Annotated in this window: 25 protein-coding genes and 1 pseudogene; 5 read left to right on the top strand and 21 right to left on the bottom strand. The window is 69.7% G+C overall.

Features of this window, described 5'->3' with window-relative positions:
- Positions 1-86: 86 nt before the first annotated feature.
- The 20 genes and pseudogenes from ACWEQO_RS33450 to ACWEQO_RS33355 form a co-directional block, all read right to left on the bottom strand.
- Positions 87-1,175: pseudogene (locus ACWEQO_RS33450) on the bottom strand (ABC transporter); the annotation flags it as partial.
- Between the two features lie 211 nt (positions 1,176-1,386).
- A complete protein-coding gene (locus ACWEQO_RS33445) occupies positions 1,387-2,565 on the bottom strand; it encodes a hypothetical protein (RefSeq protein WP_452986323.1) in 1,179 nt (392 codons plus the stop codon).
- Between the two features lies 1 nt (position 2,566).
- On the bottom strand, positions 2,567-4,657 hold the full coding sequence (fxlM, locus tag ACWEQO_RS33440; RefSeq protein ID WP_452986322.1) for a methyltransferase, FxLD system: 2,091 nt from the start codon (positions 4,655-4,657) through the stop codon (positions 2,567-2,569).
- An 18-nt stretch (positions 4,658-4,675) separates the two neighbouring features.
- A complete protein-coding gene (locus ACWEQO_RS33435; protein ID WP_452986321.1) occupies positions 4,676-5,935 on the bottom strand; it encodes a lanthionine synthetase C family protein in 1,260 nt (419 codons plus the stop codon).
- Complete coding sequence (locus tag ACWEQO_RS33430) at positions 5,922-9,020, bottom strand: lantibiotic dehydratase (RefSeq protein WP_452986320.1); 3,099 nt, start codon at positions 9,018-9,020, stop codon at positions 5,922-5,924. The genes ACWEQO_RS33435 and ACWEQO_RS33430 overlap by 14 nt, the downstream gene beginning before the upstream one ends.
- Before the next feature lie 82 nt (positions 9,021-9,102).
- Positions 9,103-9,282, bottom strand: coding sequence for an FxLD family lanthipeptide (locus ACWEQO_RS33425; protein ID WP_452986319.1), 180 nt, complete (start codon positions 9,280-9,282; stop codon positions 9,103-9,105).
- Between the two features lie 39 nt (positions 9,283-9,321).
- The gene (locus ACWEQO_RS33420) at positions 9,322-9,453 is read right to left on the bottom strand and encodes an FxLD family lanthipeptide (RefSeq protein WP_079060774.1); all 132 of its coding nucleotides are present in this window, start codon (positions 9,451-9,453) and stop codon (positions 9,322-9,324) included.
- Between the two features lie 105 nt (positions 9,454-9,558).
- The gene (locus tag ACWEQO_RS33415; RefSeq protein WP_381173490.1) at positions 9,559-9,687 is read right to left on the bottom strand and encodes an FxLD family lanthipeptide; all 129 of its coding nucleotides are present in this window, start codon (positions 9,685-9,687) and stop codon (positions 9,559-9,561) included.
- A 128-nt stretch (positions 9,688-9,815) separates the two neighbouring features.
- Complete coding sequence (locus ACWEQO_RS33410) at positions 9,816-10,283, bottom strand: DUF6082 family protein (protein ID WP_452986318.1); 468 nt, start codon at positions 10,281-10,283, stop codon at positions 9,816-9,818.
- A gap of 73 nt (positions 10,284-10,356) precedes the next feature.
- The gene (locus tag ACWEQO_RS33405) at positions 10,357-10,932 is read right to left on the bottom strand and encodes a DUF6624 domain-containing protein (RefSeq protein ID WP_452986317.1); all 576 of its coding nucleotides are present in this window, start codon (positions 10,930-10,932) and stop codon (positions 10,357-10,359) included.
- A gap of 61 nt (positions 10,933-10,993) precedes the next feature.
- Positions 10,994-11,491: a hypothetical protein gene (locus ACWEQO_RS33400; RefSeq protein WP_452986316.1), complete on the bottom strand. Its 498-nt coding sequence runs from the start codon at positions 11,489-11,491 to the stop codon at positions 10,994-10,996.
- An 83-nt stretch (positions 11,492-11,574) separates the two neighbouring features.
- On the bottom strand, positions 11,575-12,054 hold the full coding sequence (locus tag ACWEQO_RS33395) for a LuxR C-terminal-related transcriptional regulator (protein WP_452986315.1): 480 nt from the start codon (positions 12,052-12,054) through the stop codon (positions 11,575-11,577).
- A 24-nt stretch (positions 12,055-12,078) separates the two neighbouring features.
- Positions 12,079-13,311: a cytochrome P450 family protein gene (locus ACWEQO_RS33390; RefSeq protein WP_452986314.1), complete on the bottom strand. Its 1,233-nt coding sequence runs from the start codon at positions 13,309-13,311 to the stop codon at positions 12,079-12,081.
- A 13-nt stretch (positions 13,312-13,324) separates the two neighbouring features.
- On the bottom strand, positions 13,325-14,503 hold the full coding sequence (locus ACWEQO_RS33385) for a cytochrome P450 (protein WP_452986313.1): 1,179 nt from the start codon (positions 14,501-14,503) through the stop codon (positions 13,325-13,327).
- Positions 14,500-15,102, bottom strand: a complete 603-nt coding sequence (locus ACWEQO_RS33380; RefSeq protein ID WP_452986312.1) for a GTP-binding protein — start codon at positions 15,100-15,102, stop codon at positions 14,500-14,502. Before ACWEQO_RS33380 ends, ACWEQO_RS33385 begins: the two co-directional genes overlap by 4 nt.
- The gene (locus tag ACWEQO_RS33375) at positions 15,080-15,436 is read right to left on the bottom strand and encodes a DUF742 domain-containing protein (RefSeq protein ID WP_452986311.1); all 357 of its coding nucleotides are present in this window, start codon (positions 15,434-15,436) and stop codon (positions 15,080-15,082) included. Before ACWEQO_RS33375 ends, ACWEQO_RS33380 begins: the two co-directional genes overlap by 23 nt.
- Entirely contained in the window at positions 15,433-15,843 is a 411-nt protein-coding gene (locus ACWEQO_RS33370) for a roadblock/LC7 domain-containing protein (RefSeq protein WP_452986310.1), read from the bottom strand. The genes ACWEQO_RS33375 and ACWEQO_RS33370 overlap by 4 nt, the downstream gene beginning before the upstream one ends.
- A complete protein-coding gene (locus ACWEQO_RS33365; RefSeq protein ID WP_452986309.1) occupies positions 15,840-17,291 on the bottom strand; it encodes an ATP-binding protein in 1,452 nt (483 codons plus the stop codon). The genes ACWEQO_RS33370 and ACWEQO_RS33365 overlap by 4 nt, the downstream gene beginning before the upstream one ends.
- Positions 17,291-17,464, bottom strand: a complete 174-nt coding sequence (locus ACWEQO_RS33360) for a hypothetical protein (RefSeq protein WP_452986325.1) — start codon at positions 17,462-17,464, stop codon at positions 17,291-17,293. The genes ACWEQO_RS33365 and ACWEQO_RS33360 overlap by 1 nt, the downstream gene beginning before the upstream one ends.
- A gap of 221 nt (positions 17,465-17,685) precedes the next feature.
- Positions 17,686-18,051, bottom strand: coding sequence for a DUF6415 family natural product biosynthesis protein (locus ACWEQO_RS33355; RefSeq protein WP_452986308.1), 366 nt, complete (start codon positions 18,049-18,051; stop codon positions 17,686-17,688).
- Between the two features lie 318 nt (positions 18,052-18,369).
- Between ACWEQO_RS33355 and ACWEQO_RS33350 the strand changes: the two genes are divergently transcribed.
- The gene (locus ACWEQO_RS33350) at positions 18,370-19,758 is read left to right on the top strand and encodes a Tat pathway signal protein (RefSeq protein ID WP_452986307.1); all 1,389 of its coding nucleotides are present in this window, start codon (positions 18,370-18,372) and stop codon (positions 19,756-19,758) included.
- A gap of 75 nt (positions 19,759-19,833) precedes the next feature.
- Positions 19,834-20,337 carry an SAM-dependent methyltransferase gene (locus ACWEQO_RS33345; RefSeq protein ID WP_452986306.1) on the top strand — a complete coding sequence of 168 codons (504 nt, stop codon included), beginning with the start codon at positions 19,834-19,836 and terminating at the stop codon, positions 20,335-20,337.
- Positions 20,338-20,372: 35 nt separating this feature from the next.
- On the opposite strand, the gene ACWEQO_RS33340 is transcribed toward ACWEQO_RS33345, so the two are convergent.
- Positions 20,373-20,867 carry an ATP-binding protein gene (locus ACWEQO_RS33340; RefSeq protein WP_452986305.1) on the bottom strand — a complete coding sequence of 165 codons (495 nt, stop codon included), beginning with the start codon at positions 20,865-20,867 and terminating at the stop codon, positions 20,373-20,375.
- Between the two features lie 161 nt (positions 20,868-21,028).
- On the opposite strand from ACWEQO_RS33340, the gene ACWEQO_RS33335 reads away from it, so the two are divergent.
- The 3 genes from ACWEQO_RS33335 to ACWEQO_RS33325 form a co-directional block, all read left to right on the top strand.
- Entirely contained in the window at positions 21,029-22,432 is a 1,404-nt protein-coding gene (locus tag ACWEQO_RS33335; protein WP_452986304.1) for a helix-turn-helix domain-containing protein, read from the top strand.
- On the top strand, positions 22,429-23,316 hold the full coding sequence (locus ACWEQO_RS33330; RefSeq protein WP_452986303.1) for a phosphotransferase family protein: 888 nt from the start codon (positions 22,429-22,431) through the stop codon (positions 23,314-23,316). Before ACWEQO_RS33335 ends, ACWEQO_RS33330 begins: the two co-directional genes overlap by 4 nt.
- Before the next feature lie 563 nt (positions 23,317-23,879).
- Positions 23,880-24,012 (top strand): transposase (locus ACWEQO_RS33325; protein WP_452986324.1); only part of this gene is annotated, 133 nt, incomplete at its 3' end.

Genomic DNA, 24,012 nt, shown 5'->3' with positions numbered 1-24,012 from the left:
AAGTTGCACTCGCGTCACACAAGAAGATCTACCGGACCAGGCCCCGCAGCGAAGGCGAATCCCGCAACTTGATCACGACTCAATACGCGCCCTAGGCGGGCTCCGCCGTTGATGATGCCGCGCACGGAGCCGGTGGCCGTCTGGAGGGCGAAGACGGCGCCGCCGCCGGTTGCCAGGCTCATGCGGCCGGAGGCCAGGAGCCACAGCAGTGCCGCCCACACGGCGGTCGAGGCGATTCCGCCTGCGATGGCTCCGGCCAGTCCCATCCAGGCGCCGGTGTTCGCGGCCTTGCGTTCGGCCGCGTTGACCGAGGCGGCCAGCTTCCGATACCGGCCGATGAGGAAGGGGCCGGCGAGGCAGGCGCGCATCTCCTCGCTGGACTCCATGTAGGCCATGTGCCAGCGCAGTTTGCCCAGCATCCGGCGCCGCCCGGAGGTCTCCAGCCCGGCGAGGTAGATCACCCGCGCGGACCGGACGTAGGCGGCGGCCTGCGGCAGGCACGCGAGGAAGAGAAGGGGAAGGAGCAGCGGGTGCAGGACGGTCAGGACGGCTGCGCCGGCCGTGAGTGTCGCGGTCGCCGCGAGGACGTCCTGTGCCTCTTCGACGAGGTCGGGGGTGACTTGGGCTCCGCGGTCGGCGATGTCGTAGGCGTCGTTGTAGCCGGGCTTGTTGTTGGCGGCCAGTTCCGCGCCGAGTGCGGCTTCGATCATCGTCAGCTCCGCCGCCCGGCCGAGCACCGGGCGCAGACGACCGGTCAGCCAGACGACCGCGATGCCCAGCAGCGCGCGCAGGCCGGTGGCGGCGGCGATGACGGCCAGCTGCGGAGCGGCGTCCCACAGCCGCTCGGTGATGTCGCCCGAGGAGATCAGCGCGGTGATCGTGCCCGTGACGGCCAGAAGGCCAAGAGCCGCGAGGACGCCCGTACCGATCTGGCACACCAGCAGTCCGATGGTCGCGCCGCGGTCCACCCGCCAGGCCATCTGCACCGAGCGCCGTACCAGCGAGGGCAGGCGCCGCGCCATGGTGCGGGACGTCAGTAGGGAGCCGGCCTGGAGCCGCGACTTGTCACGGTAGAGGTATTCCTCCTCTCGAACACCGGTCTGCTGCGGTTCGTCGTCCTGAGAGGTGCCCTTCGGCGGTTGCGGCGGCTGATCCTGCGTGATGGCCGAGGTCATCGTTCCCCCTAGGGCGGTCGCTGTAGCGGAGTCGTGAGGTCTAACGACCCGGATGCGATATCGAACACACCTCATTCGGTCGTGCCGGAGAGCCTCCTATTTCCTGAGTGAGGGAACCTCGCGGGCGCGGGATCCCTGGTCTGGCTTGGATCGGCTTCGGCCCGGAAATGGCCGAAACGCCGACGCCGCGAGCAACAAGCCGTAGGCCGGTTCACGTCGACCGGTTCGGATCAGCTGCCGGTCGAGGTTGACCGGCAGCATCAGTGGCATGACAGCGACCGATCTGCTCGGTTGAATCGGCTCGGCCGGTGAAGTGGCGTTCCCAGACCTTTGTGGAGACCGACGTAGCGTCCCGCAGAGCCCGCTCCAGGGGAGCAGGCATGTACCCCTTGCCGAGGCCGGCCGAGGCGACGGCAACCGACAACGCACGGTGCTCGTCTGAGCTGATCTCCTTGCAGCAGATGGGATGCGCGAGGACGTCCCGCGCGACGTACCCGTCCCCGGATGCCGTTGCCTCACGGGTGAGGCGGTGCGACGCATCGGCTTGACGGCTATGCGGGGAAAGATCGAGCACGGTCAGTCCGACGCGAGTGCGGAAGACGGCAAGCTCGGGATCCGTGTCGAGGGTCAGATAGTGCTTCACCATGTTCTCGACAGAGCCGAGGGGGTCCTCGCCGGCCGCGGTGAGGCAGAGCGCGGCGAGGCACGCAGCGACCGCGTGCTCCCAGACCTCCACCAGGGTGCTCTTGTTCAGGAACTCCAGTGCCTCGCCGGGGTGCCCGCCGAGGCAGCGGACGAGCACTTCCACCTGACGCCCGTCGAAGAGGCGCTGGCCCACGCCGCGGTGCTGCTCGCTGTGGGCCCGTGCGCGGTCCCACTGGCCGGCGGCGACGAGGGCACGGGTTCCGTCGCCGAGGAGGACGGTCCACAGCCACTGGCACACCGTCTGATGGTCGGCCGCCGACTGCGTGAGGTGCTGGAAGGACAGGGTGCGGCCGTCGATGACCGCTTCCGTCTTTGATCTCACCGCTCGGTTCAAGGAGTTGAGCAGGTGGTATGCGCCGCGCCCGTCGCCGTCGCGGATGCGCAGACGGGCCAGGTTGACCAGGGGCTCCAGGGCGTACCGGGCCTCCTGCGCGCTCAGGGGCTGAACGCGCAGGAAGACCTCGGTGTGACGCCAGCACAGAGCACGAGCCAGGTCCGGCATGCCGCAGTCGCTCGCGATCAGCGCCGCCTTGTTCAGCGCGACGGTCGCGGAGGTCACCGTGCCGTCGTGCTCGGCGGAGCGGGCCAGGTCGCTGATCTCGCGGACCCGATCGGCGAGGGGTGGGCAGGCCGGACGCGGGCGGGCTACGAGTGGGAACCGCCGCGCTATCTGGCCGACGTCCATGTCACTGCCATTCGATGACGATGCGGTTCAGCACGTTGTCGAAGGCGAAGCGGCCGGGTTTCGTTGCGAGCGGGGCCGCGTCGAGCTGTTGGATCTCGAATGCGACGTCGAGCGCCCGGAAGTCACGGTCCCAGGTGCGGATCTGATCCGCGACGTCTCCGGCGAGCGCCTCACGGTCGGGGCCGTGGCCGATGACGCCGAACTCGTACAAGGTGGCGCCGTCGGGGGCCTTCTTCGCGTACGGGCGCCGGGTGAGGTAGGTGAGCGTGCCGCCCTCGAAGACCGCAGTCGAGGACGGGTAGGGCGCGGTGACCAGTCCCTTCTCGATGGCCTCGTTCTTGGCGGGCATTCGGCTCAGGCCGTTCGGCATGGCGCAGGCGAGCCACAGCTCCAGGTACTCCGCCGACTCCGGGCCCCGGAAGGTGACGTCCGTCCATACTTCGGTGCGGGGCTGGCGGAAGATGTCGCTCAGGGCATCCGGGTCGACCTTCTGGTCTCCGTTGGTGACGAGGGTGACGGTGTTGTCGGGGTCCAGGGGCACGAGGACGCGGGGGTCGTCGGCGATGCCCTGGCGCAGCGGCATGAACGTGTTCATCTGGCTGCCGACGCTGCGCCAGGTTCCGCAGTGGTTCTCGAAGGCGATCGAGCGGGAGACGCTGCCGCGCAGGCGCAGCGGGGTGAGGAGGCGTCCGCCGGGGGCGAGCTGGTCGAGCCAGGCGTGGGGCACGGCGTGGGCGCCGACGGTGGCTTCGATGCGGTCGTATGGCGCGTTGGGGGCGTGGCCGACTGCTCCGTCTCCGAGGACCACCTTCACGTTGTGGATGTCGGCGGCGGCCAGTCTGGCACGCGCTCCGTCGACGATGTCCTCGTCCACGTCGATCGTGGTGACGTGCCCCTTTCCCCCGACGAGGTAGCCGAGGAGACCGGCGTTGAAGCCGGTGCCGGCCCCCAGCTCCAGGATCTTCTGGCCGGGCTCGACGTCGAGCTGCTCCAGCATCATGCCGACGATGTCGGGCTGGGAGGCGCAGCTGATGGAGACGCCGGACGCGTCGAGCTTGGTGTTCACGGGGGCGTTCCCGTACGCCTTCTCCAGGGGGGCGTCCGGGACGAAGAGGTGGCGGGGCACCGCCCGCATGGCCTCCTCCACGCGGGGTGTGCGCACGCATCCCTCTTCGATCAGACGGTCGATGAGCTGGGTACGCAGGCGATCGGCTGAACTGGCTTCCATGGTGTGACTGTTCACCCCGTTGACCGTAGTGCTCGCCACCCCCTCGGCTGGGGTGGACGCGGCGTTGTCGCTTGTTCCCATGACTACCTCTTTCGCGAGTGTTGACAAGGTGTGCTGGTCCTCCGCGGGGAGGCCCAGACGGTTCCAGTGGAAGATGCCGTGGTGGGCGATCACGGCCCGCAGTCCTCGTTCCAGGTGGCCCTGGCGGTTAAGGTCGGCGAGCTGCCGGCCGAGCCACTCGAACGTGGCTGTCCACTCGGCCAGCGGCGCGAGTCGGCCGTCGGCGACGCTGCGGCTGGAGGTGCTGACGTCGACCGTCATCAGCCGGTGGACAGCAGCCCTGTGCCGTTGCGGATGGCGGATATCGTCGCCGGGGCGTTCGGCCGCGATCCTTGCCCAGACGTCGCCCTGCTCGTACCAGTCGAGTCCTGCTGCACGCATCGCCACGCTGAGCAGGAGGACTCCCAGCTCGCGGCGTCCGAGCCCGGGTCCGCTCGCGGTCTGCTCGCGGGCCACCTGGTCCAGCAGGTGACGGCTGTCGTCGTGGAACAGGGTGTGCGCGATCTCCGTGGCGGCCGAGCCGCCGAAGGCAGTCTCTTCCGGCTCGTAGATGCCCCGCGTCCAGGAGGCGAGGACGCCGGCATCGACCAGCTCGTCCAGTGCAGCGTCGAGGCCCTTCGCGGCGTCTGGGCCCGCGGGGCGGTACCGCAACCGCCACCAGGGGAACTTCCGCAGGAATGACCACTGGGCCAGGTCCTGCTTATGGGCGGTCAGCACGGGGAGCAGATGCTCCACGGCGGTGGCCTCGGCGCTGCTCCAGTCGGTGAACCGGATGAGGCGTTGCGGCCATTCGTCCGCTGCCATGTTCCTCCTTCTCTCTGGCTAGTTGGTCAGGAAGCAGGTGTCCCACCCGGACACGGACGGCGTGCCGGTGTGGAAGGAGTGGAGGGCGAGAGCGGTGCCTGCGGCACCTTCGAGGAGCCCGATGTCCCCGCCGCCGGGAGGGTCGATCAGCGAGTCCGCCAGCGTGCCGGGCGCGGTGTCGGTGATCGGAGCCAAGAGCCGGGGCAGGCACTCGGTGAGGCCGGGGGTGATGGCTTCGGCGGCAACGAGTTGCGTGATGTGTGCCAGGCCCGCGAAGCCGTGGCACAGGGAGAAGTCCACGGTCGCGCCCAGCTGGTCGGGGTCCGTCATCGCGCGGAGGAGGGCGGTCTTGGCCAGGCGTTGGCGTGCGGGGTGGTTGAGGGCGAGAGCGGCGAGCTGCTGAACGCGGGCGAATCCTGCGGTCCCGTAGCACCAGGACGGGCGGGAGGGGCCGGGGCTGGGCGTACCGGATCGGAGCTGCTCGCGGGTGATCCAGTACGGCCACCACGGGCCGGTGGGGCCGTCCTGCTGCCAGTGGTCGAGCCAGGCCAGGATGCGGGTGATCGCGTCGAGGTGGCCGTCGACCGTGACGCCGCGGCGCGTTGCGAGGGAGAGCACGGCAAGGGGGCCGCCGATGCCGTGGGCGACACCGTTGTTGGCGTGCCCCTCCGGATAGTCCGGCGAGGTCTTGCCGGAGGGGGCGAGGTGGCTCCACCAGCCGGGCAGGAGTTCACCGTCGTGCTTGACCGGCTCGGTCAGCCGGACCAGGTACGTCAGGATGTCCCGGAGTACGTCGGTGTGGACGTCGCGGTGCAGCAGCAGCGCGCCCATCCCGCTCAGGCCCCGGATCGCATCGAATTCGGCCAGCACGGGGGTCTCGCCACGGTCCATGCGCACGTGGGCGCCGGCGAGCCGGTCACGGATCGCCGTCGTGACATACCTGTCGAGGGTGTTCAGGGCACGGGCGTAGCGTCCGGGGCGGTCGGCCGCGGAGTGCAGGGCGAAGGCGAGCGCGGGCGCCCCGTAGTAGAGGTGGCTGTCCGCGCCCCCGACGGAGGGTTCCGCTGCGGCGCAGGCGAGCCAGTCGTGTGCGCGCTGCCAGGGCCCCTGCTCGGTGCGGGCCCGTTCGATGTGCAGCAGCGCGACACCGACGGCGCCGTGCGCGAGGGACTGCGGCCACCAGCCCTGGCGGTGGTGCAGCCCCTGTACGTCCTGGGGCGAGGCAAGGCGTTCCGCGATGGTGTCGGCGGCGATCCGTGCGCTCTCACGCAGGTCCATGGTGATCTCCTTGGTGGGTCCAGGCCATGGCGGCGGCATGGGCCAGCCGTACGCACATGCGCTCGTCGTCCTTGTCGATGCCGGCGGCGCGGATGTGGTGGGCGTGCAGCAACGAGTCGAGAACGAGGTCTGGGTCGATGCCGCCGGCCGCGTTCAGCGACTGCCGGTAGCGGGCCAGGGCTTCGTCGCGCTCGCTCCAGGCGGCAGCGATGGCCGCGCCGCCGGGGGCGGCGCGCAGGGCCGCCCAGTCGCCGGTTGGATCGGCCAGACGTACCGCCTCATCGAGCACCGTCCGGTTCAGGGGGCGCGGGTCGTTGAGGCGGCCGTGGGTGGTCAGCCAGTCCATGCCGCCCGCGGTGCTGCCGGTGAAGGCGGAGGCGAGGGCGACGAAGTTCGCTGCGGTGAGAACCTGTTGGTGGGGGCGCGCGCTCTGGGCGAACTGGACGGCCAAGGCGCGGGAGTCTGCGGCGAAGACGTCTTCGGCCAGGCTCATCAGCGGCCCCGCGCCCCACCGGCCGGTTTCCGGGTAGGAGGTGGCGAACTGCATGTCGGTGAGCAGTCCGGCACGGCGCAGTCCGGCCGCCCAGGCGCCCACGCGCTGTGCGGCGGGGGCGAAGTCCTGCGGGCTGGGGACCGTGATGCGCAGGCGCAGATGCCATCGGGGGTCGCGGTAGCGCATGTACCACCACGTGGGAGGCTCGTCCCACTGGGCGAGGAGTTCGGGAAGGTGGCGGGCCAGGATCTCGGGCTGTCGTTCGACGTGCCCGTACAGCTTGACCAGCAGCCACGGGGCGGTTCCCGGGAGGTGGCCGTGGTCGCGGGTGAGGAGCTGCCCCTCGGTCACGGGCGGGACGGCCGGCCACTGCGGGGGGCGAGCGGCCGTCATCGGGGCGATGATCTCGTGGGTCCGTCCGTCGAACCAGCCGACGTCGGATTCTGCTTCGGTCAAGACGGCTGACTCGTGGGTGTCCATGTGGGCGCGCAGCAGCGCGAGGTGCGCACTTTCGGAGAGGTCCAGCGGGAGGAGCTGGTCGCCCTCGGTCAGCGCGACGCCGTCCGGAACGCGGCGGCGCGTGCGCCACTCGTCGGCGGCCTTGTGCCACTCCTCCCAGGAGGCCCGGCGGTCGGGCAACTCCGACCGGTCCAGCCGCCACCTGGCCGCAGAGAGGATCGTGCGGCCGTAGCGCACGCGCGGCAGGTACGGCAGGGCGGTGGCGGAAGCCCACGGGAAGACCGTCAGGACGGCGGCCTGGGAACGGCTGATCTCGGCGAGGAAGCGCGCGAGCGGCGGCGTGTGGCCGCGCAGGTCCAGAGCATGCAGCGTCATGGGGTCCAGCAGGCGCCCGCGGGAGAGGGAGACTAGGTAGAGCCTGCGGCGGTCGCAGCCCACCGCGAGGTCATCGAGCGGGATGGTGCGCTCGTCCACCGGACGGTGCTCCGCCAGACTGATCACGGTCGGCAGGAGTTCGGCAACACGGGTGACGTTGGCGTCGCCACGGTCGAGCGGAGCGAAGGAGACCTGAACGGGCAGCGAGCCGGGCGCGTTGACTGGGAGCTCCTCCAGCATGGCTGCGACACGGGCCTGATCTTCCGGTGTGAGCAGCCCCAGGCTTCGGCCGCTCGTCGTGCCGATCCCGCGGGAGGGCGCAACGCCTTGGAGGGTGAAGTCACCTGCTTCGAGGGCGGCTTGTGACGTTGCGCGGATCTGGAAGCGCAGCTCCGTGTGGGCCGGGAGCTGCGGGGTGTCCTGGTCTGCGTCCGTCAGCGTGCGGACTAGTTCCTCGTCCAGGCAGATCTCGTCGCGGCTGTCGAGCACGGCCGCCTGGGCGAGGGAGAGTAACCGCTGCTCTCGGGAGGTCAGGGCCTCACGTCGTTCGGGCTCCGCGTCCCGGTATCCGGCCGGGAACCCGAGGCCGACGTCCGGGTCCACGAGGTCCCGGACCGGGACGAGCGAGTTGATGCCGTACCGCTCGAAGAACCGGTTGTGGAAGTCCTTCCACGCCGGCGTACCGAAGGGGTACGCGGACAGCCGGGCCAGCACGGTGGCGGCCTTCTCCGCCTCGCGGGCAACCTGCAAGGGCAGAGTGAGGGAGCAGTCCATGCGCAGGTCCAGCGTGAGGGGCTGGGCCTTGGCGGGGCTCAAAGCCGTCATCTTCTGGCGCAAGGCGGTACGCAGGCGCCGGCCGTCGGCCGGGGCGAGGACCTGGTTGTGCTGGCGGATGGCGTCTCGGACCGCTCGCAGGTCTGCCACGAGGCCCGCGGTTGGCGACGCGTCGGCGGCCTCGGCCTGCTGGACCAGGTGGTCAAGGGCGTCCAGGGTGGCGGACGGCGCCTGCAGGCTGCTGATGAGCACACCACGCTGGACCAGGCTGGTGACGAGCCCTTCCACCCGGGAGGCAGGCACGTCGGGGAACTCGGTCTTCACCAGTCTCACGACTGCGTCGAAGGGGACGGGCGAGGCAGCGGCCTCGACGGCGATCCGGACGGCGGCGGTGTAGCGCAGGGACACTTCTGCCGCGGGGCTGTTCGCGGTGCGGTGTGAGCGGGGCGGATAAGGCACGATCAGCCGGTCGCCGCGTACGCAGGCCGTGTTGTTGCCCATCACGTCCAGGTGCTGCAGGAGTTCGGGTCTTGCTTCCAGGCGGGTGATCAGGTCAGCGAGCCAGTCGCCGTCGACGCGTGCGACGGCGCGGTGCCACTCGCCCCAGGTCCATCCCGGCTGCGCTCCGAAGGAGACGGATGCGATGCCGGCGAACAGGCCGTTGGGGGTGGCTCGGCCCGTCATCCGAATCACGTACTTCATGACGGACACCACAGTGCGGCGTAGCTGACGGGCCTCGGGTCGGGCTGCCGAGCACAGGGTGTTGATCTGCTGTGCGAGCAAGGGGCTGGCCTGCTCGATGGTGTCGGCGACCTCGGTCATCGACCAGACGTCGCGCAGCCATGTCTGCCACCGAACCTGCCGGGCCGGCGTGTCGTCGGTGAGGTCCGGCCATGCGGGCAGCGGCAGCCTCGAGTAACGGGCGGCGCGCACGAGCGCCATATCCGCACACCGGTACAGCGGTCCGCCCTTCCTGGAATCCATGCACCCTCCCTGGTTCGTGGTCTCGGGGTGCCAGCCCGCGCGGCGCAGGACCGCGCGGGCTGGCACATCGGCGTGCTGGAGGTCAGGCCACGTTGGTGGCGCAGGACCCCTTGCAGGTGGGCTTGCAGCCGTCGTCCGTCAGGTTGATCAGCGAGGCGGAACCGTCACCGGACTCCACGATGCTGATGTCCAGGTCGAAGGCGTCATCGTCCGCCGTGGCGTTCGGGGATTGCACCTGGCCCTTGATCGTGTTGGCGTGCATGCCGGTCTCTCCCTTCTCGTCGTGCCGGGTGGAAGATGCTCAGGCCACGTTGGTGGCGCACGGGCTGGAGCAGGTGCTGCCGCAGCCGTCGTCGGTGAGGTTGATCAGCGTGGCCTGTCCGTCGCCGGACTCCAGGACGCTGATGTCGAGGTCGAACTCGTCGTGCTCCATGTGCTGTTCCTCCATTGGTGTGCGCGGCTCCCATCGAGCCGCGGGGTTGGTGCCGCGTGAGCGGCGCCGACACGGCAAGGGCGCTGTGCCGGTGGTCTGGTGTGGTCAGGAGCCGCTGGACACGCAGCTGCCGGTGCACGTCGAGCCGCAGCCGCCGTCGGAAGCGACCCTCGCCACGGCAGTCCCGCCGGACTCGACGACGCTGATGTCGAGGTCGAACTCGTCGAACTCCATCTGCTGTTTCCTCCACAGGGTGTGCGGCTCAGGGAGAGCCGCTGAAGGGGTTGCCGCTGTGCGCGGCGCTGGCACGAACGGAGCGCTGTGCCGGAAGACTGGGAGCGGTCAGGGACGTTCGGCTTCTGTCAGGCCGCTGTGGTCTGCGTTTGCGGGTGGCTCCTGGCGGCCTGGTCCAGCACCCTGGTGAAGTGCTCGGCGCGCTCGCCTCCCTGGGCCTCCTGGGCGCGGAGGTCGCCGAACCGGTTCCAGTACCGCCAGCAGACGTCGCTGCTCATGACCATTGAGGCGAAGAACGGCAGATCCCCGTCGCGGACGAAGCCGAGGCGGTCGCGCAGGCTGAGCGTGCAGATGAGCTGGTTGGCCTTCAGCAGCTGCATGTACTCCTCGACGTCCATGTCCTCGGGCGTCCAGAGCTTGGTGAGGTCGGCGTTGGTGGACATCTGTGCCAGCCAGTCGAGCTGATTCCGGGCGACGACCGCCTCGTTCCGCTCGGCCTGGTGCCGCGCGTCCTGCCTGAGCCGGGCCGCTCCGACCATGATGCTGGTGAGGGAGACGACGGCACCGGCAGCGAGGACGGTGGTGGTGAGCTTCATACGTCAACAGTCCTTTTTTAGAGCGGGGTTGGGGATGAGTGTCCGGCTGGTGGAGAGCCCGGGTTCCGCTTCTTCATGCGGCCCCCGCGAGCACGACGGTCGGGGCGTCATCGGCAGAGCAGTCAGGGGTGTACCGGCGGCGCACCGTCTTCAGAGCGACGGCGATCGGTGGCAGTCCGACGGTGGCCCTTCGCTCGTCCAGTGATTTCGGCGCGCGCAGCGGGCACAGCTCGATGCCGCCGGCACGCAGGAAGAACTGGGTTCCGTACTCCTGGTCGTGCCCGTTGGTGATGAGGGCGCGGTCGTGCAGGTGCGCCCAGTGCTGGATGAGCGCATCGCCGGCCTGGACCGCCCGCTCCAGCAGGGTGGTGGCAGCGCGCTGGAAGTCGGGTTCGTCGTTGCTGTGCAGGGCGATGCTCCACGCGGCGCGGGCGGCCGCAGGGCCGACGAGGCGGTGGCCGGGCCAGTCGTGTTCGGCCAGGATGCGGCGCAGCACCTTGGTGTTGGCGTGATCGGCGTGCCGGCCTTGGCCGAGTTGGACGGCGTCGAGCTGGTTGCGCACTCGTTGGGCCCGGTGCGCGGCCGATTCCGCGGCGCGGGCGATCAGCTCGCGGGCGAGGTCGGGCCGCTGCGGTTCGGCGATCGTCACGCGCTGCCCCGATCGTCCGGGGCTGTCTGCGGCTTGTGGACCCGGCAGCCGATCAGCGCACTCAGCCCAGGCCGGTGCTCGGCCGTGAGTTCGAGGCGGCGACTCGGTCGCCCTCTCGTCCGGGGCCGGATCCGCGTACATCCCAGCCGATGTCGGTCAGTCGACGCAGAAGGGCGGCGATGGGCTCGGCTTCGAGGGCGTGGCGGACCAGGCTCTCGGCCCGTACGAGCGGGAGGTCGAGCCGGGCGGCGAAGTCGGAGGCCCACAGGGTGATCAGCCGGGTGATGTCGTCGGGCTGGCCGGGCAGGGTGTGGACGCAGCTCAGGAAGAGGCACGGGCCCTCGCCCCATCCGAGGTCAGGGTCGCGCTGCGGGATCATGCAGGCCAGCAGCTTCCCGTCCTCGAACAGCCCGGCGGGCTTCTCCTGCGGGTCGCGGAAGAGCGCCGGGAGGTCGGCTCGGGCGGGTACGGGCAGACCGTGCATGGTGAGCCAGCGCTGACGGTCCTGAACGAGGGCGGCAGCTTCCTCGCGCTCGGCGTCCGTGCGCAGCGTGCGCATCTCATATACGGCGACCGGCGGCGCTGGCGTGATCGGGAGCTGAGCGGGTCGCTCCTCGCTGACTGTGGAGGTCGTGGGCCGGGTCACTTGCTCGCTCCGCTTCGTGTCGCGTGGGACTGCTCGGCCGGCAGCAGCTGCCAGCTGTGCGCCAGGACCACCAACTGGGTGGTGTCCTGTGTTTCCGTGTCGGCGAGGAGCTGGTCGAGCGCGGCGCGCAGGTCGGCCGGGGCGAGGTTGGCGGCGCGGGCGATGTCGAGGGGCTGGCTGTGTTCGGTGACGGCCTTGAGCAGGCTGATCCGCTCGGCGCTGATGTCCGGAGCGGGCCGCTGCGGTGTCGGGGCGGTGATCTCTCCGGCGTCGAGGAGGCGGTGTGCGACGACGGCGAGGGAACAGCGTTCGGGGCAGCGCAACTTCCAGCGCACGGTGCGCAGCGTGGAATGGACAGTGCCCAGCTTGAGCTGGGTTGCGGCTGCGATCTCGCGAGCGTTCAGGCCCTCCACCACGTGCTGGGCGAGCCGCCGTTCAGACGGGGTGAGGCGCTGTGTTGGGGTGAGGGCGGTCATGGCAGGCTTCCTCGTTGATGTCGGTCAGCTGGTCGTCGTCGGGCGCAGGCGCACGGGGACGGTGGTGTGTCCGTTGCTGATCAGGCTCGGCAGCCTCCGCAGCTCCTCGTGTCCGGTGGCGAGCTGGGCGTCGGGGAAGCGCTCGAAGAGCAGGCGCAGGGCCGTGGCGACTTCGAGACGGGCCAGCGGGGCACCGAGGCAGAAGTGGACGCCGTGGCCGAAGGCGAGGTGCTCCTTGCTGGGGCGGGTGGCGTCGAAGCGGTCGGCGTCCTCGTGCCAGTCGGGGTGGCGGTTGGCGGCGGCGTAGGAGGCGAGGATCGCTTCCCCGGCCTTGATCGTCTGACCGTCGGGGAGCGTGATGTCGATCCGGGCGTAGCGCAGGGGAAGGTGCTTGACCGCGGGCTCGTGCCGCAGCGTCTCCTCGACGATGTCCTGCCAGGTGCACCGCCCGTCTCGGACGTGGGCGAGCTGCTGCGGATCGGACAGCAGGGTGGTGATGGCCTGGTCGATGACGTTGACGGTGGTCTCGTACCCGGCGCTGATCATCAGCAGGAGCGTGTCGCGCAGCTCGGCGTGGCTGAGGGCGGAACCGTCGCCCTCGTCGTCGCGGGTGGAGATCAGCAGCGAGGCCATGTCCTCACCGGGCTCACTGCGCTTGGCCTCGATCAGGGCGTCCAACAGGCCGTAGAGGGCGGCGGTGTTCGCGGCCTGTTCCTCGGCGGTGAGGTGGGTGGCGAACACGTTGTCCACCACGGTGCGGAACTCGGTGCGCCGGTCGGCGGGCACGCCCATGAGCTTGCCGATGACGGCGATCGGCAGCGGATAGGCCAGGTGCTCGCGCAGGTCGACCGTCGCGCCGGCCGGGAAGGCGTCGAGGTCGTCGAGGATGCCGGTCACGAGGGCCTCGATGTCCGGCTGGAGGGCGGCGGTGCGGCGGGCCGAGAGGGCGGGGGCGACCATCCGGCGCAGGCGGCTGTGATCGGTGCCGTAGGCGGTGAACATGTTCTCCACCGCGACCCACAGGGCCAGCGGCCAGGTGGGCACGGTCTCGGCGAAGGCCGGCCAGTGGGCGCGGCCGTCCTTGGAGACGTCCTTGCTGGTCAACAGCTGCTTGAGGAGGGCCGGGTCGGAGACGGACCAGGCACGCACGCCGAGGATGTCCACCCGCGTGGCCGGGCCGCGCTCGCGCAGGACCCGGTGTTCGGCGTCCGGATCGGTAGCGGTGGGGTCGAGGACGAGTATCTGCTGTTCGGGCACGGTGGGGTCGCTTTCAGCTGGTGGGAAAGGTGACGGGCAGGGCGGCCAGGGAGCGGTGGAAGGGGCCGGGGCGCCAGACGAGGTCGTCACGGTGGCCGTCGAGGTCCATCTCGGGCAGCGCGTCGAGGATGTGGAGGATGGCTGCTTCGGCGATGAGGTAGGCGTGCGAGCTGGCCGGGCAGCTGTGCGGGCCGGCGCCCCAGGCGAGATGAGCCCGGTTGCCCAGCGGCCGGTGAGTCCCCAGGGCGGGATCGTTGTTGCAGGCCGCGTAGCTGATGACCACCGGCTGGTCGGCCGGCAGCAGGAATCCGCCGATGTCGACCGGCCGGGGCGGATAGGTCATCGCGAAGTTCGCGAGCGGGGGGTCACGGTAGAGGACGCTGTCCAGGGCTTCGCGGACCGGGGCGTCGCCGGCGTGCAGGTCCCCGGAGAACTCGGGGTTGGTGAGCATCTCCAGGAGGGTGTTCGTGATCAGGTTGGTCAGCGGTTCGATGCCGGCCCCGTAGAGGGTGATGAGCTGCTGGCCCATCTCGGTGTCGTCGAGTTGGGCGACGTGGGTGAGGAGTCTGCTGGTCACGTCGTCGCCGGGGTGCCGGCGGCGCAGGGCGACGAGGTCCGCGACGGCCTGGACGAGGATCTGGTTGCCGATGGAGGCGTTGACCCCGTCGAAGATCTTCGCCATCCCGTCGGCGATCCGGTGGCCGACCTCGTCGGGGCAGCCGAGCAGGTGGCTGAGCATCTGGAACGCCAGGGGCCAGGAGTACTGCGACAGCAGATCGGCCCTGCCTGCGGCCTTGAAGGCGTTGATGGTCTGCTCGGCGACCAGTTCGACGTGGTCGCGCAGCGCGTGCTGGTCGACGGCCCCGAGGGCGGTGGTGTTCGCGGCCCGGTAGCGGGCGTGCTCGGCGCCGGCCGAGCGCAGGGCATTGGGGCGCCACTCCATCATCGGCCGGATGGGGCAGGTGTCGGGGACGGACGTCTGCCACCGGCGCGGGTCGGAGGGGAAGCGCTGCGGGTCGCCGAGGATGCGGCGGGCCTCCTCGTACCCGACGACCAGCGTGGCGGGCACGCCGGGGGCCAGGTCCACGGGAACCAGGGGGCCGCACTGCTCGCGCATGCGCCGGTAGGCGGCGTGCGGGTTCTGGGCGAAGTCCGGTTCGTATAAGGGGGTGCGGTGGGTCGCGGTGCTCACGGTCGGGGCTCCAGACGGTGCGCGAGACGGGCGAGGTATTCGGTGAGCTGGATCAGGGCCTGCATGCAGGACGCTCGCTCGCGGGCGTCGCACACGGTCAGCGGGGTGTGGCCCTCCAGAGCGAGGGCCTCATGGACCTCGTCGAGCGGGTGGCAGGGGGCGCCGTCGAACTGGTTGACCGCGACCGCGTACGGGACGCCGTTCTCTTCCAGGAGGCCGAGAATTTCGTGGGAGGCGTCCAGGTCGCGCGGGTCGACGAGGACCAGGGCGCCGAGGGCACCGACGATCAACTCCTGCCACAGGAAGCTGAACCGGGCCTGACCCGGGGTGCCGAACAGGTAGAGCACGAGGTCGTCGCCGAGGTGCTTGCGCCCGAAGTCCACGCCGACGGTGGTGGTGGACTTGGCCGGCGTGCGGGCCAGGTCGTCGACCAGGGCGCTCGCCCGGGTGATGGTCTCCTCCATGTGCACCGGGGGCACCTCGGAGACGCTGCCGACGAAGGTGGTCTTGCCCACGCCGAAGGCTCCGGCGACCACGATCTTCGCGGTCTCCGTCACCGTCGGCGCGACGAACCGGTCAGGCGTGAGCGCGAAGGCCATGGAGAACCCTTTCGAGAAGTGAGGCCGGGGGCCGGTCGTCGTCCTGGCGCCGGGCGAGGGTCATCAGTCCGTGCTCGATGAGGTCGGCCACGAGAATGCGGGTGGTCGAGGGCGGGAGGGCCAATGCGGAGGCGACCTCGGCGACGGCCAGCCCGCCGCCCTGCGCGGGTGCGAACAGGGCGAGCACACGGCGTGCGTCGGTGTTCAGGCCGGGGCGGGTGCCGGTCGCGGCGAAGACCACGCTCTCCAGGCGCACGTCCGTGCTGGGGCGGGTCCGTCCGCCCGTGCGGACGTAGGGCCTGACCAGATCCGGGTCCTGCCGCGGCCCGCTCATGCCAGCGGGGCCTGCGCGCCACCGACGACGCGCGTCTCGACTCCCAGCTGGTCACCCACGCTCGCGGCCAGGCGCAGCGCGGCCTCACTGATCACCCCGATGTCCGCGTGCGGGCTGTCGGTCCGTACGGCGAGCATCGTGTTCTCGCCGGCCGGGATGAGCAGGGAGATGTGGTCGACCGACTCCATGACGAACTGGCGGACGCCCCCGCCGCTCGTCTCCCGGTCGTAGGCCCGCGACGCTCCCCACAGCGTGGAGGCGATGGCCGAGATCTTCTCGGCGCGCTCGCGCGGCAACCGGTCGGTGTGGGCCGGGCTCATGCCGTCCGCGGCGACCAGCACGGCGTACTCCACGCCGGCGGTGTCCTCCAGGCTTTCCAGGAGCCAGCCGATCTTCTTGTCGGTCATGCGTCGTGTCCTTGGTCGTTGTCGGCGGTGGGGTGGGAGGTGTTCTGCTCGACACGGGCGCGCTGGGTGCCGCGCGCCCAAGCGGCGATCACGCTCGCCCGTCCCGGCTCGGCGTTGGCAGGGCGGGGAGCAGGCGGGGCGGCGGGCGTGGTGCGGCGGCTGCGCACCGTCAGTCCGCTGGCCGTTGTACGGGCAGCCGGGGGCTCGTGGGCGGGCTCCCCGGCCGTCGGGGAGACGGGGGCAAGGGCGGGCTGCGAAGGTGCAGGAACCGGGGCGAGCGCAGGGAGCCTGCCGTCCGGGACGGGGGCGAGAGCGGTCGGAGGAGCGTCCTGTGCCGGCTGCGGTGCCTGTGGCACCGTGGTGAGAAGGTCCTGGGGGAGGGTGAGCAGCGCGCGAGTGCCCAGCAGAGAGTTGGGCGCCTGGACATCGACCCGGAATCCGTAGGCACTCGCAAGGGCGGCGGCGACCCGGAACCCGGTCTGCGGGCGGGCACCGAGCTGCGTGATGTCATCCGTGCGCTGCCCGGTGAGGATGTCCCGGGCGGCGTCGAGCTGCTCCGGCGTCATCTGCAGACCGCTGTCGTCCACGAAGACGGTGACCCCGTGGTGGCCTTGCTCGAAGGACACGTGCACACGCGACTTCGGTGGCGAAAAGCGCAGCGCGTTGTCCAGCAGCAGCGCGAGGGTGTGCACCACGGGCCCGACCACGCGGGTCCTCACCGCGACGGTGAGTTCCTGGGGCTGCACGCGCTGGTAGTCCTCGACGGAGCCCATCGCGGCCCGCACCACATCGGTCAGCGTCGTGGTGGGCCAGTGCCGGGTCAGCTTGCCGCCGGCCAGGACGGTCCAGCCCTGGGCGTCCAGCAGCATCTGCTGGACGGTGTGGTCGATACCGGTCAGCGTCTCGAACGCGGCGTCGTCCTCGTGCGCGCGCACGCCCTCGCTGACCTTGCGACTGGTCTTGGCAGCCATGCCCACCAACGCCGACGACACACTGCGCACCGCAGCCTCGGTCGACCGCACCGCAGTGGCCCGTACCTGAGCGATCTCCTCCTGCGCGGTGGTGTGCGCATGCCGCAACTCCTCCGCGCTCCGCGTCTTCGCCTGTTCGATCTCCTGGTGCGCCGCGTACTGCATGTCGCGTACCACGGCCTGGACGACGCCGACGGTGCCCCTGAGCACGTTGGTCAGCTGATTGCCGACCGCGGTGCCGGCCAATTCCGGGGCAGCGGCCGGCACGGAGATCCGGCCGCCCGTCTGGTGGATGTGGGGCAGCGTCTCGTGGACCAGCTTGTGCAGGGCACGCTCGGTGGCCTGTTGTTCGCGGGCCAGGAGGTGAGCCTGCTGCCGCGTCTTCTGCCAGCGGCGGTGGATAACCCAGGCTGCTGCCCCGGCGACGATCGCCGCGGCGGCGAACAGGATGACCATGGTCGTGGCGGTTGCGTTCATCAGACACCCGCCGCCAAGAGCACGTCGGGCAGGCTCGCGGGCGCACCCGCGTCGAGCTGCTGCAGCAGGAGCGCGGACCCGATCACCCCGATGTGGCTGTACGCCTGCGGGAAGTCGCCCAGTTGCCGTCCGGTCGTGGGGTCGTACTGCTCGATGCGGGAAAGGCGTTTCATCGTGTAGATCTCCGTTAGGCCCCGCGAACGGGGTAGGCTTCAGGGCCGTTGGGGGCGGCCGGTGAACTGTCGGTGAAGCGGGGCACCGTCGCGGCGGCGACTCGATCTGCGCCGGTGAGGTCTCCTCGCCGACTTGCGGGGACTGATGGCGCGGTCACCGCGGAGAACCAGCCACGCTGTGGGACCGAGGATCAGGACGATCAGAACCGCTCCGGTGACGGTCATGTCCGCGGCACGGAGGCAGCCAGGACGAGGCAGGTGAGTGCGAGGGCGAAGACCGCGCCACGCAGTACGTTGATTCGAGGCGTCCAACGACGCCGTCCCCGCTGCTGCTTCGCACGGTGGCTGCCGCAGGACCCCACTGTCGCGGCGAGCTCCTGGGTCGCCTTGGCCAGTTGGACCAGGTACACCCGGCTGGGCATATAGCCGTCGGGGACCCTCGCCGAGCCGAGCTGTTGGGCGTGGCGCAGCGCCGGTTCCTCGTTCGGCACCATGAAGCCGAGTTGATCGATGTGACCCCGCAGACGCCGCACGAGGTCTTCCACGTCGGAAGAGGTCTCCGGCAGCGGCGATTCCTCGTCCAGCACGAGCGCCACCGTCTCCGCCGTGGCCGCCGCTTGATCGCGCCGCCGGACTGGCTCGTCAGCGACACGAGCCTTCCTACCGGGCATGGTGCGTTGACCGTCCGCCTGCCGTGGAGCCAGCGAAAGGCGCATGACACAACTCCTGTTCGAATCAGGCCAAGTTGATCGGGATTCGCCGTGCGGCGGCGTCGGTCGTCGTGCAAAGTGAGTGATCTGGTCGCTACGTTGAGCGAACCGTGAATCGCCGCCGAGGGGTATGCCTGCGCGACCCCCGGGGCCGTCAAAGGCGTCAAAGATCATTTCGGAACCGAGGGGCAGCCCATGGCCCGTGCGCGAAACGAAGCCCTCGCCGCACTTCTGCGCGAAGCCGGCTGGTCCCAGCCACAAGCCGCCGCAGCGGTCGCCCGGGTCGCCGCGGCGAGCGGGGTGCGTGAGCTGGAGGCCATCTCCCGCTCGCACATCGCCATGTGGGTGCAGGGCACACAACCGAGTGGCCAGGCACCTCATATCCTGCGCGAGACGCTGTCCCGCAGACTCGGCCGCCACCTCACCCTGGCCGACCTCGGGCTGGAAGGTGAAGCCACAGGCCGAACCGACAGCGGTTCCGACTGGAGCGTCGACCCTCTGACCGTGCTGGCCGAGCTGGGAAGCGACGACCTCGATATGCACCGACGCAAACTGCTGGCGACTGCCGCGTACTCGGCCGCCGGCCTCGCCTTGCCCACCGCCTCGTGGTGGGCAGCCGCCCCCGCCGCAGCGGCGAAGCGGCCAACGGTCTCCCCGCGGCCGGCGACCCAGGCTGACATCGACGATGTCCGCGACCTGACGACTTTCTACTCCGCGCGCGACCAACAGCGCGGCGGAGCCGCCGGCCGCTCGGCCCTGGCCGGCCACCTTCGCGACGAAGCGGTGCCCCTGCTCGGCAGCAGGTTCCGCACGGAACAACTCCGCCGCGACACGTACTCGGCCGTGGCGGAGATGACCTACCTCGCCGGCTGGATGGCCTTCGATGCCTCCGAACACCGCACCGCCCAGCGCTACCTCACCCTTGCCGCCCGCATCGCAGCCGAAGCCGACGACGGACCGCTCGGCGGCCACATCCTGCGCGCCCTCGCCCACCAAGCCGTGGACCTCGGGCACCCGCGCAGAGCGCTCGCCCTGGCTGACGCCTCTATGTCCCGCGACCGCTACGGCCAGGCCAGCCCCCGGGAGAAAGCCCTGCTCGCGATCGTCCACGCACGAGCCCTGGCGGCCGACGGCGACCGCCCCGGCACCCTCGCGGCCATCAGCCGCGCAGAGCGGGACCTCGCCCGAGCCGACAACAACGAGGCGCCGGGCCGCGTGAGCTTCTTCCAGAAAGCCTCCCTTGCCCACGAGACCGCCTGCGCCCTGCGCGACCTGGGCCGGCCGCTCGACGCGGAGATCCACTTCAAGCGCAGCGTCGCAACCCGACGCCGGCAGCAGTACGCCCGCACCCACAGCGTGACCCTCGGCTACCTCGGCGCCGTCCAGGTTCAGCAGGGCCGCCTTGACGAGGCGTGTGCCACCTGGAGTGAAGCCCTCGATGCGATGTCCGGCGTTCAATCCGGCCGAGTCCGAGACGTCATCGTCCGGATGCAGAGCGATCTCTCGCCCGTACGGCACCGCGGCGGTCGGCACGTTGTGGAGCTGGACCGCCGCGCACGCGAAATGCTCCGCACCATAGGCTGACCATCGATCTGGACGGCGGCGCCCCCACCCTCGGGATGCCGCCCAACGCGCCCTGCCGAGCGAGAGGAACGAACTGTGGTCTCCACGTACGAGGTCAGGCCGATCGCCACGGTCGTGGGGGGACACACCCGCGTCCTGGACGACTATCAGGGCGGAGTCCGGTCGATCATCCGTCTCCACGACGAGTACCCGCTCGAAACCCTGCAAGGGATCGAGGAGTTCTCGCACCTGACGGTGACGTGGCGTTTTCACCTGGCGCGCCCGGAGGAGGTGCAGCTTCATGCCCGCAGCCCTCGAGGGAACGGGCGTTGGCCGGCCACAGGGACCTTTGTGCACCGCAATCACCGGCGGCCGAACCAGCTCGCGATCAGTTACCCGCGGCTGCTCGACGTGGACGGTCGGGATCTTCTGGTCACCGATCTCGATGCCGTCGATGGGACGCCCGTGATCGACCTGGCGCCGTACTTCGAACAGATGGGGCCCCGGGGCCCTGTCCGTCAGCCGACTTGGCCAGGCGAGATGCTCGACCCGAGCTACTGGGCGGACGCAAGCGAACGACCTGCGGAGCGCAGCGTGTAGTGGGAATGACCGAGCTGTTCTGTACGCCCTGCGCACTACGACTCCGTGGGCTCGACGGTCTGCGGGGCATGGTGTTCGGGATCGGCGATGAAGAACCACACGTCTTTCCCCTCGCCGGACATCGCCACCGAGAACTCGTCGACCAACGCCCGCACGAGAGCGAGGCCCCGGCCTCCGAGGTCGAGAGACGCCGCTGTCTTCCGCACGATCGGCCGAGGGTCTTGATCGCGGACGACCGCGGTGACACCGCCCGGGACGTGCTGTACGAGCAGGTTCGCTGAGCGCCATCCGTTCTCATCCGGGCTGGTATGCACCAGCACGTTCGTCAGCAGCTCGTTCACGGCGAGAAGGACGATCTCGGCGACTTCACCGCTGACCCCCCACCAGGCGAGATGGTGACGCACCACACCGCGCACGAGACCCAGGTGCCTCTTCTCGAGCCGGAAGGTCATGTCGAGTTGGCCCCGGTTGCTTCTGGACGCGGCTCGGGCCGACGGGCCCGCGCCGGGGCTTTGAAGAAGTGTGCTCATCGATGCTCCGTCCGTTGCACCGGAAGCCCTACATCGGGGGCGGTTGCGGTGTGTACTGGGACCGAATCGGTCAGCAACCATTGAGGCAGAGCACGCGTTCGTCGTGCAGGCCCTGATGCCGAGAGCCGAAGAGTTCGGCATCGTGAGGATGGGGGACGGACATGCCGCAGCCAGAGAAGTCGCTCAACCCGGGGGCCTCTCCGCAGGATTGGTTCGGCAGCGAGCTGCGTTTCCGACGTAAGGCGGATGGCCTCTCGGCTAGGGCTCTGGGACGGTTAGCGCAGGTCAGCGATGACATGATCTTGTCGATCGAGAAGGGGCAGTACCCCTCGTGCCAGCTGGAAGTGGCCCAGTGCCTGGACAAGGTGCTGGAGACCGGTGGCGTCTTCGAGCGGGCATGGCCGATGGCCTTCGGCTCCCGCGATGCCGATAAAAAGCGCCCTGATGCCGATAAACGCTCTCGCAAGGGGCCGGAGGCAACGGTTCAGGTGCATCAAGGCCGCATCCTGGGCAGTGACGAAGTACCTCCTCGCCTTGGGAGCCCCGAGCCCGTGGACCGACGCGCGTTTCTCCAAGTCAGCGGCCTGGCTGCTATTGCCCCCATAGACCTCACGCACGGTTTTACCCCGTACGAGCTGACGCTTCCCGATTCGATCAGCTCCCACAACGTCGACCAGGTTCAGGAAGTAGCCACCGCGATCAGCGGTTGGGACAACAAGTTCGGTGGCGGAGGCATGGTCGGCGACGTCGCCGGCCGTGCAATGCAGTGGGCAGCCGGACTCCTGAACGCCAAGTGCCCGGAAACTTTACGGTCCGACCTCCTGGCAGCCGTCTCCCGGCTGGGCATCGTCGTCGGCGCCTCGGCTTTCGACTCCTACAACCACACATACGCCACAGCGACGTTCCTCTTCGCCGCAGACCGCGCCGAAGAAGCAGGGGACTGGCACCTGCGTGCGAAGGCATACTCGTTCCTCGCGCGACAGTCCGTGTGGCTCGGTCAGCCCGACGACGGGCTCACGCACGCCGAGAAGGGCCTGGTGCGTTCCGATCGACTTACCGCCACCGAGCGGGCCATGCTGCACACGGCACGGGCCAGGGCGTTCGGCAAGATGGGCAACGTCCGCGACTGCATGGCCGCTGTCGGCGAGGCCGACGAAGCGTTCTCCCACGCTCGCCCGTCCGAGGATCTGCCGTGGATGGCCTACTACGACGAGGCCCAGCACAACGGCGACACCGCTCACGGGCTGTTCGACCTCGTCATCCTCGCGGACCAGGACCCGGGGCGGGCGGCCCGCCGCCTTGATACCGCCGTGAAGGGCCACTCGGATGCCTACAAACGCTCCCGGGCCATCTCCCGCACGAAACTCGCCGCACTCGTCATGGCCAAGGGTGATCCCCGCCAGGCGGCTGCCATCGGCCACGACGCGCTGGACGAGGTGGGCCGACTCACCTCCCGCCGAGCCGCCGACGACCTGCGACAGCTCGGCGCGTTCGCCACCAAGTACCCCAAGGTGGCGGAGGCCGTCGCCCTGCGGGAGCGCATCGCCGCTACGGTCTCCGCATGACCACCTCGGCAGCAACCCCCGCCCGAGAGGCCCTCGAGCAGGCATGCATCGCCGTGGGGCTCGACCCCAGCGGGGCCGAGCCCATACGGCTGGCAGAGAACCAGATATGGAGGCTGCCCGGACAGCATGTGATTGTTCGAGTCGCGCGGCGTGGTCAGACCACAGCCGCGCTCCGGGAAGTACGGGTTGCGCGATGGCTCGCCGAGAACCACATGCAGGCCGTCCGCCTCGCCGACGTCAGACAACCGGTCGAGGCTGGCGGCCGGCCCGTCACCTTCTGGGAGGAACTCCCACCGCACGAACACGGCAGCCCCAGGGAGGTCGCCCAGCTACTTAAACGCCTCCATGCCCTGCCCGCTCCCGATTTCGAACTTGGATACCTGGATCCGTTCGTCCGCATCAGCGAGCGCTTGGAGGCCGCAACTACGTTGGCCAGCACAGACCGTGAGTGGTTGAGGGGTCTGCATCAAGAACTTGTGACAGCGTGGGAAGAACGCCCACTTGGGCGCCTGGACTGCGCTGTGCACGGTGATGCCTGGCCCGGCAACCTGATCCGCACTGCCGAGGGCCCGCTGATGATCGACCTGGAGCGCTTCTCCCTGGGCCCACCGGAATGGGACCTGGTCTCAACAGCAGTACGGGCGCGGACGACAGGCGCGGTCACGCCGACGGAGTACGACGAATTCTGTGCCGCGTATGGGTACGACGTAACCGACTGGACCGGTTACCCGATCTTGGCCGGCGCTCGGGAACTGCGCATGGTGACGTACGCCGCCCAGCACGCCGCCAGCAATCCCGAGTGGGCAGAGCAGGCCCAGCACCGCGTCGACTGCCTGCGTGGTCGCCGCGGACCGCGTCCGTGGAATTGGAAGGGAATCATGTAGTCCGCATCGACTGAGCCGGTCGACGATTTCGCGCGTCCGCCCCAGAGCACGGAGCGAATCTAGCAGCTCTCCGCTATCGGCATGCGGTGGTCGTAAGCCAAGGGCCCACCGCTTGTTGGGCTCTGTCTCACATTCGGTGGTGACAGAGCGTCATCATTGATGTACCTGGTCCGAGCTTCAAGGAGAGCAGTCGCAGACGCGCCATCGACCAGGGCAAGCACGGTGCTGACGATCACGTCACCCGCGCTGGCCTGGGAGTGTCACTACCGGCAACGACAACTACTTACCGTCACCACCGAATGTGAGGCAGAGCCGCTTGTTGTACACGCCCCACGAATCGAAGGACCTTCGACCGTCTCCGCCGTGCTTGGTGGGCGTCAGCGCAGTTTCGCGGCGATCTGTTCGGGGTGGGCCACGAGGTCCAGCAGATAGAGAAAGGTTAGCTCGGCGACTCCCCGTGGGAGTGTGCCGTTATGAGAGAGCAGGAGGACCTTGAAGTTCCCCCGCTGAGCTGGGCAGCCTGATACTGGGACGGAAGGTCCCAGAGGAAGCAGTTCCAGGTAGTGAGCAAGAAGAGCAACACGAGCAAGCGGTACACGGCCGAGTTCAAACGCGACGCGGTCGCGCTGGTGCACTCGTCAGGCAAGACGGTCACCGAGGTCGCCCGGGAGATCGGCGTCAGCGCCGAGGGACTGC

This window comes from Streptomyces sp. NPDC004051 (assembly GCF_053604275.1).
This window is presented reverse-complemented; position numbering and strand designations above follow the sequence as displayed.

Bases quoted from the DNA above. Each gene is read 5' to 3' on its own strand.
- fxlM (WP_452986322.1), bottom strand. From the start codon at position 4,657: ATGGCAGCGGACGAATGGCCGCAACGCCTCATCCGGTTCACCGACTGG.
- ACWEQO_RS33410 (WP_452986318.1), bottom strand. From the start codon at position 10,283: ATGAAGCTCACCACCACCGTCCTCGCTGCCGGTGCCGTCGTCTCCCTC.
- ACWEQO_RS33420 (WP_079060774.1), bottom strand. From the start codon at position 9,453: ATGGAGCACGACGAGTTCGACCTCGACATCAGCGTCCTGGAGTCCGGC.
- ACWEQO_RS33425 (WP_452986319.1), bottom strand. From the start codon at position 9,282: ATGCACGCCAACACGATCAAGGGCCAGGTGCAATCCCCGAACGCCACG.
- ACWEQO_RS33395 (WP_452986315.1), bottom strand. From the start codon at position 12,054: ATGACCGCCCTCACCCCAACACAGCGCCTCACCCCGTCTGAACGGCGG.
- ACWEQO_RS33430 (WP_452986320.1), bottom strand. From the start codon at position 9,020: ATGGATTCCAGGAAGGGCGGACCGCTGTACCGGTGTGCGGATATGGCG.
- ACWEQO_RS33335 (WP_452986304.1), top strand. From the start codon at position 21,029: ATGCCGCAGCCAGAGAAGTCGCTCAACCCGGGGGCCTCTCCGCAGGAT.
- ACWEQO_RS33380 (WP_452986312.1), bottom strand. From the start codon at position 15,102: ATGGCCTTCGCGCTCACGCCTGACCGGTTCGTCGCGCCGACGGTGACG.
- ACWEQO_RS33400 (WP_452986316.1), bottom strand. From the start codon at position 11,491: ATGCGCACGCTGCGCACGGACGCCGAGCGCGAGGAAGCTGCCGCCCTC.
- ACWEQO_RS33365 (WP_452986309.1), bottom strand. From the start codon at position 17,291: ATGAACGCAACCGCCACGACCATGGTCATCCTGTTCGCCGCCGCGGCG.
- ACWEQO_RS33415 (WP_381173490.1), bottom strand. From the start codon at position 9,687: ATGGAGTTCGACGAGTTCGACCTCGACATCAGCGTCGTCGAGTCCGGC.
- ACWEQO_RS33435 (WP_452986321.1), bottom strand. From the start codon at position 5,935: ATGGACCTGCGTGAGAGCGCACGGATCGCCGCCGACACCATCGCGGAA.
- ACWEQO_RS33375 (WP_452986311.1), bottom strand. From the start codon at position 15,436: ATGAGCGGGCCGCGGCAGGACCCGGATCTGGTCAGGCCCTACGTCCGC.
- ACWEQO_RS33340 (WP_452986305.1), bottom strand. From the start codon at position 20,867: ATGAGCACACTTCTTCAAAGCCCCGGCGCGGGCCCGTCGGCCCGAGCC.
- ACWEQO_RS33350 (WP_452986307.1), top strand. From the start codon at position 18,370: ATGGCCCGTGCGCGAAACGAAGCCCTCGCCGCACTTCTGCGCGAAGCC.
- ACWEQO_RS33360 (WP_452986325.1), bottom strand. From the start codon at position 17,464: ATGAAACGCCTTTCCCGCATCGAGCAGTACGACCCCACGACCGGACGG.
- ACWEQO_RS33445 (WP_452986323.1), bottom strand. From the start codon at position 2,565: ATGGACGTCGGCCAGATAGCGCGGCGGTTCCCACTCGTAGCCCGCCCG.
- ACWEQO_RS33370 (WP_452986310.1), bottom strand. From the start codon at position 15,843: ATGACCGACAAGAAGATCGGCTGGCTCCTGGAAAGCCTGGAGGACACC.
- ACWEQO_RS33330 (WP_452986303.1), top strand. From the start codon at position 22,429: ATGACCACCTCGGCAGCAACCCCCGCCCGAGAGGCCCTCGAGCAGGCA.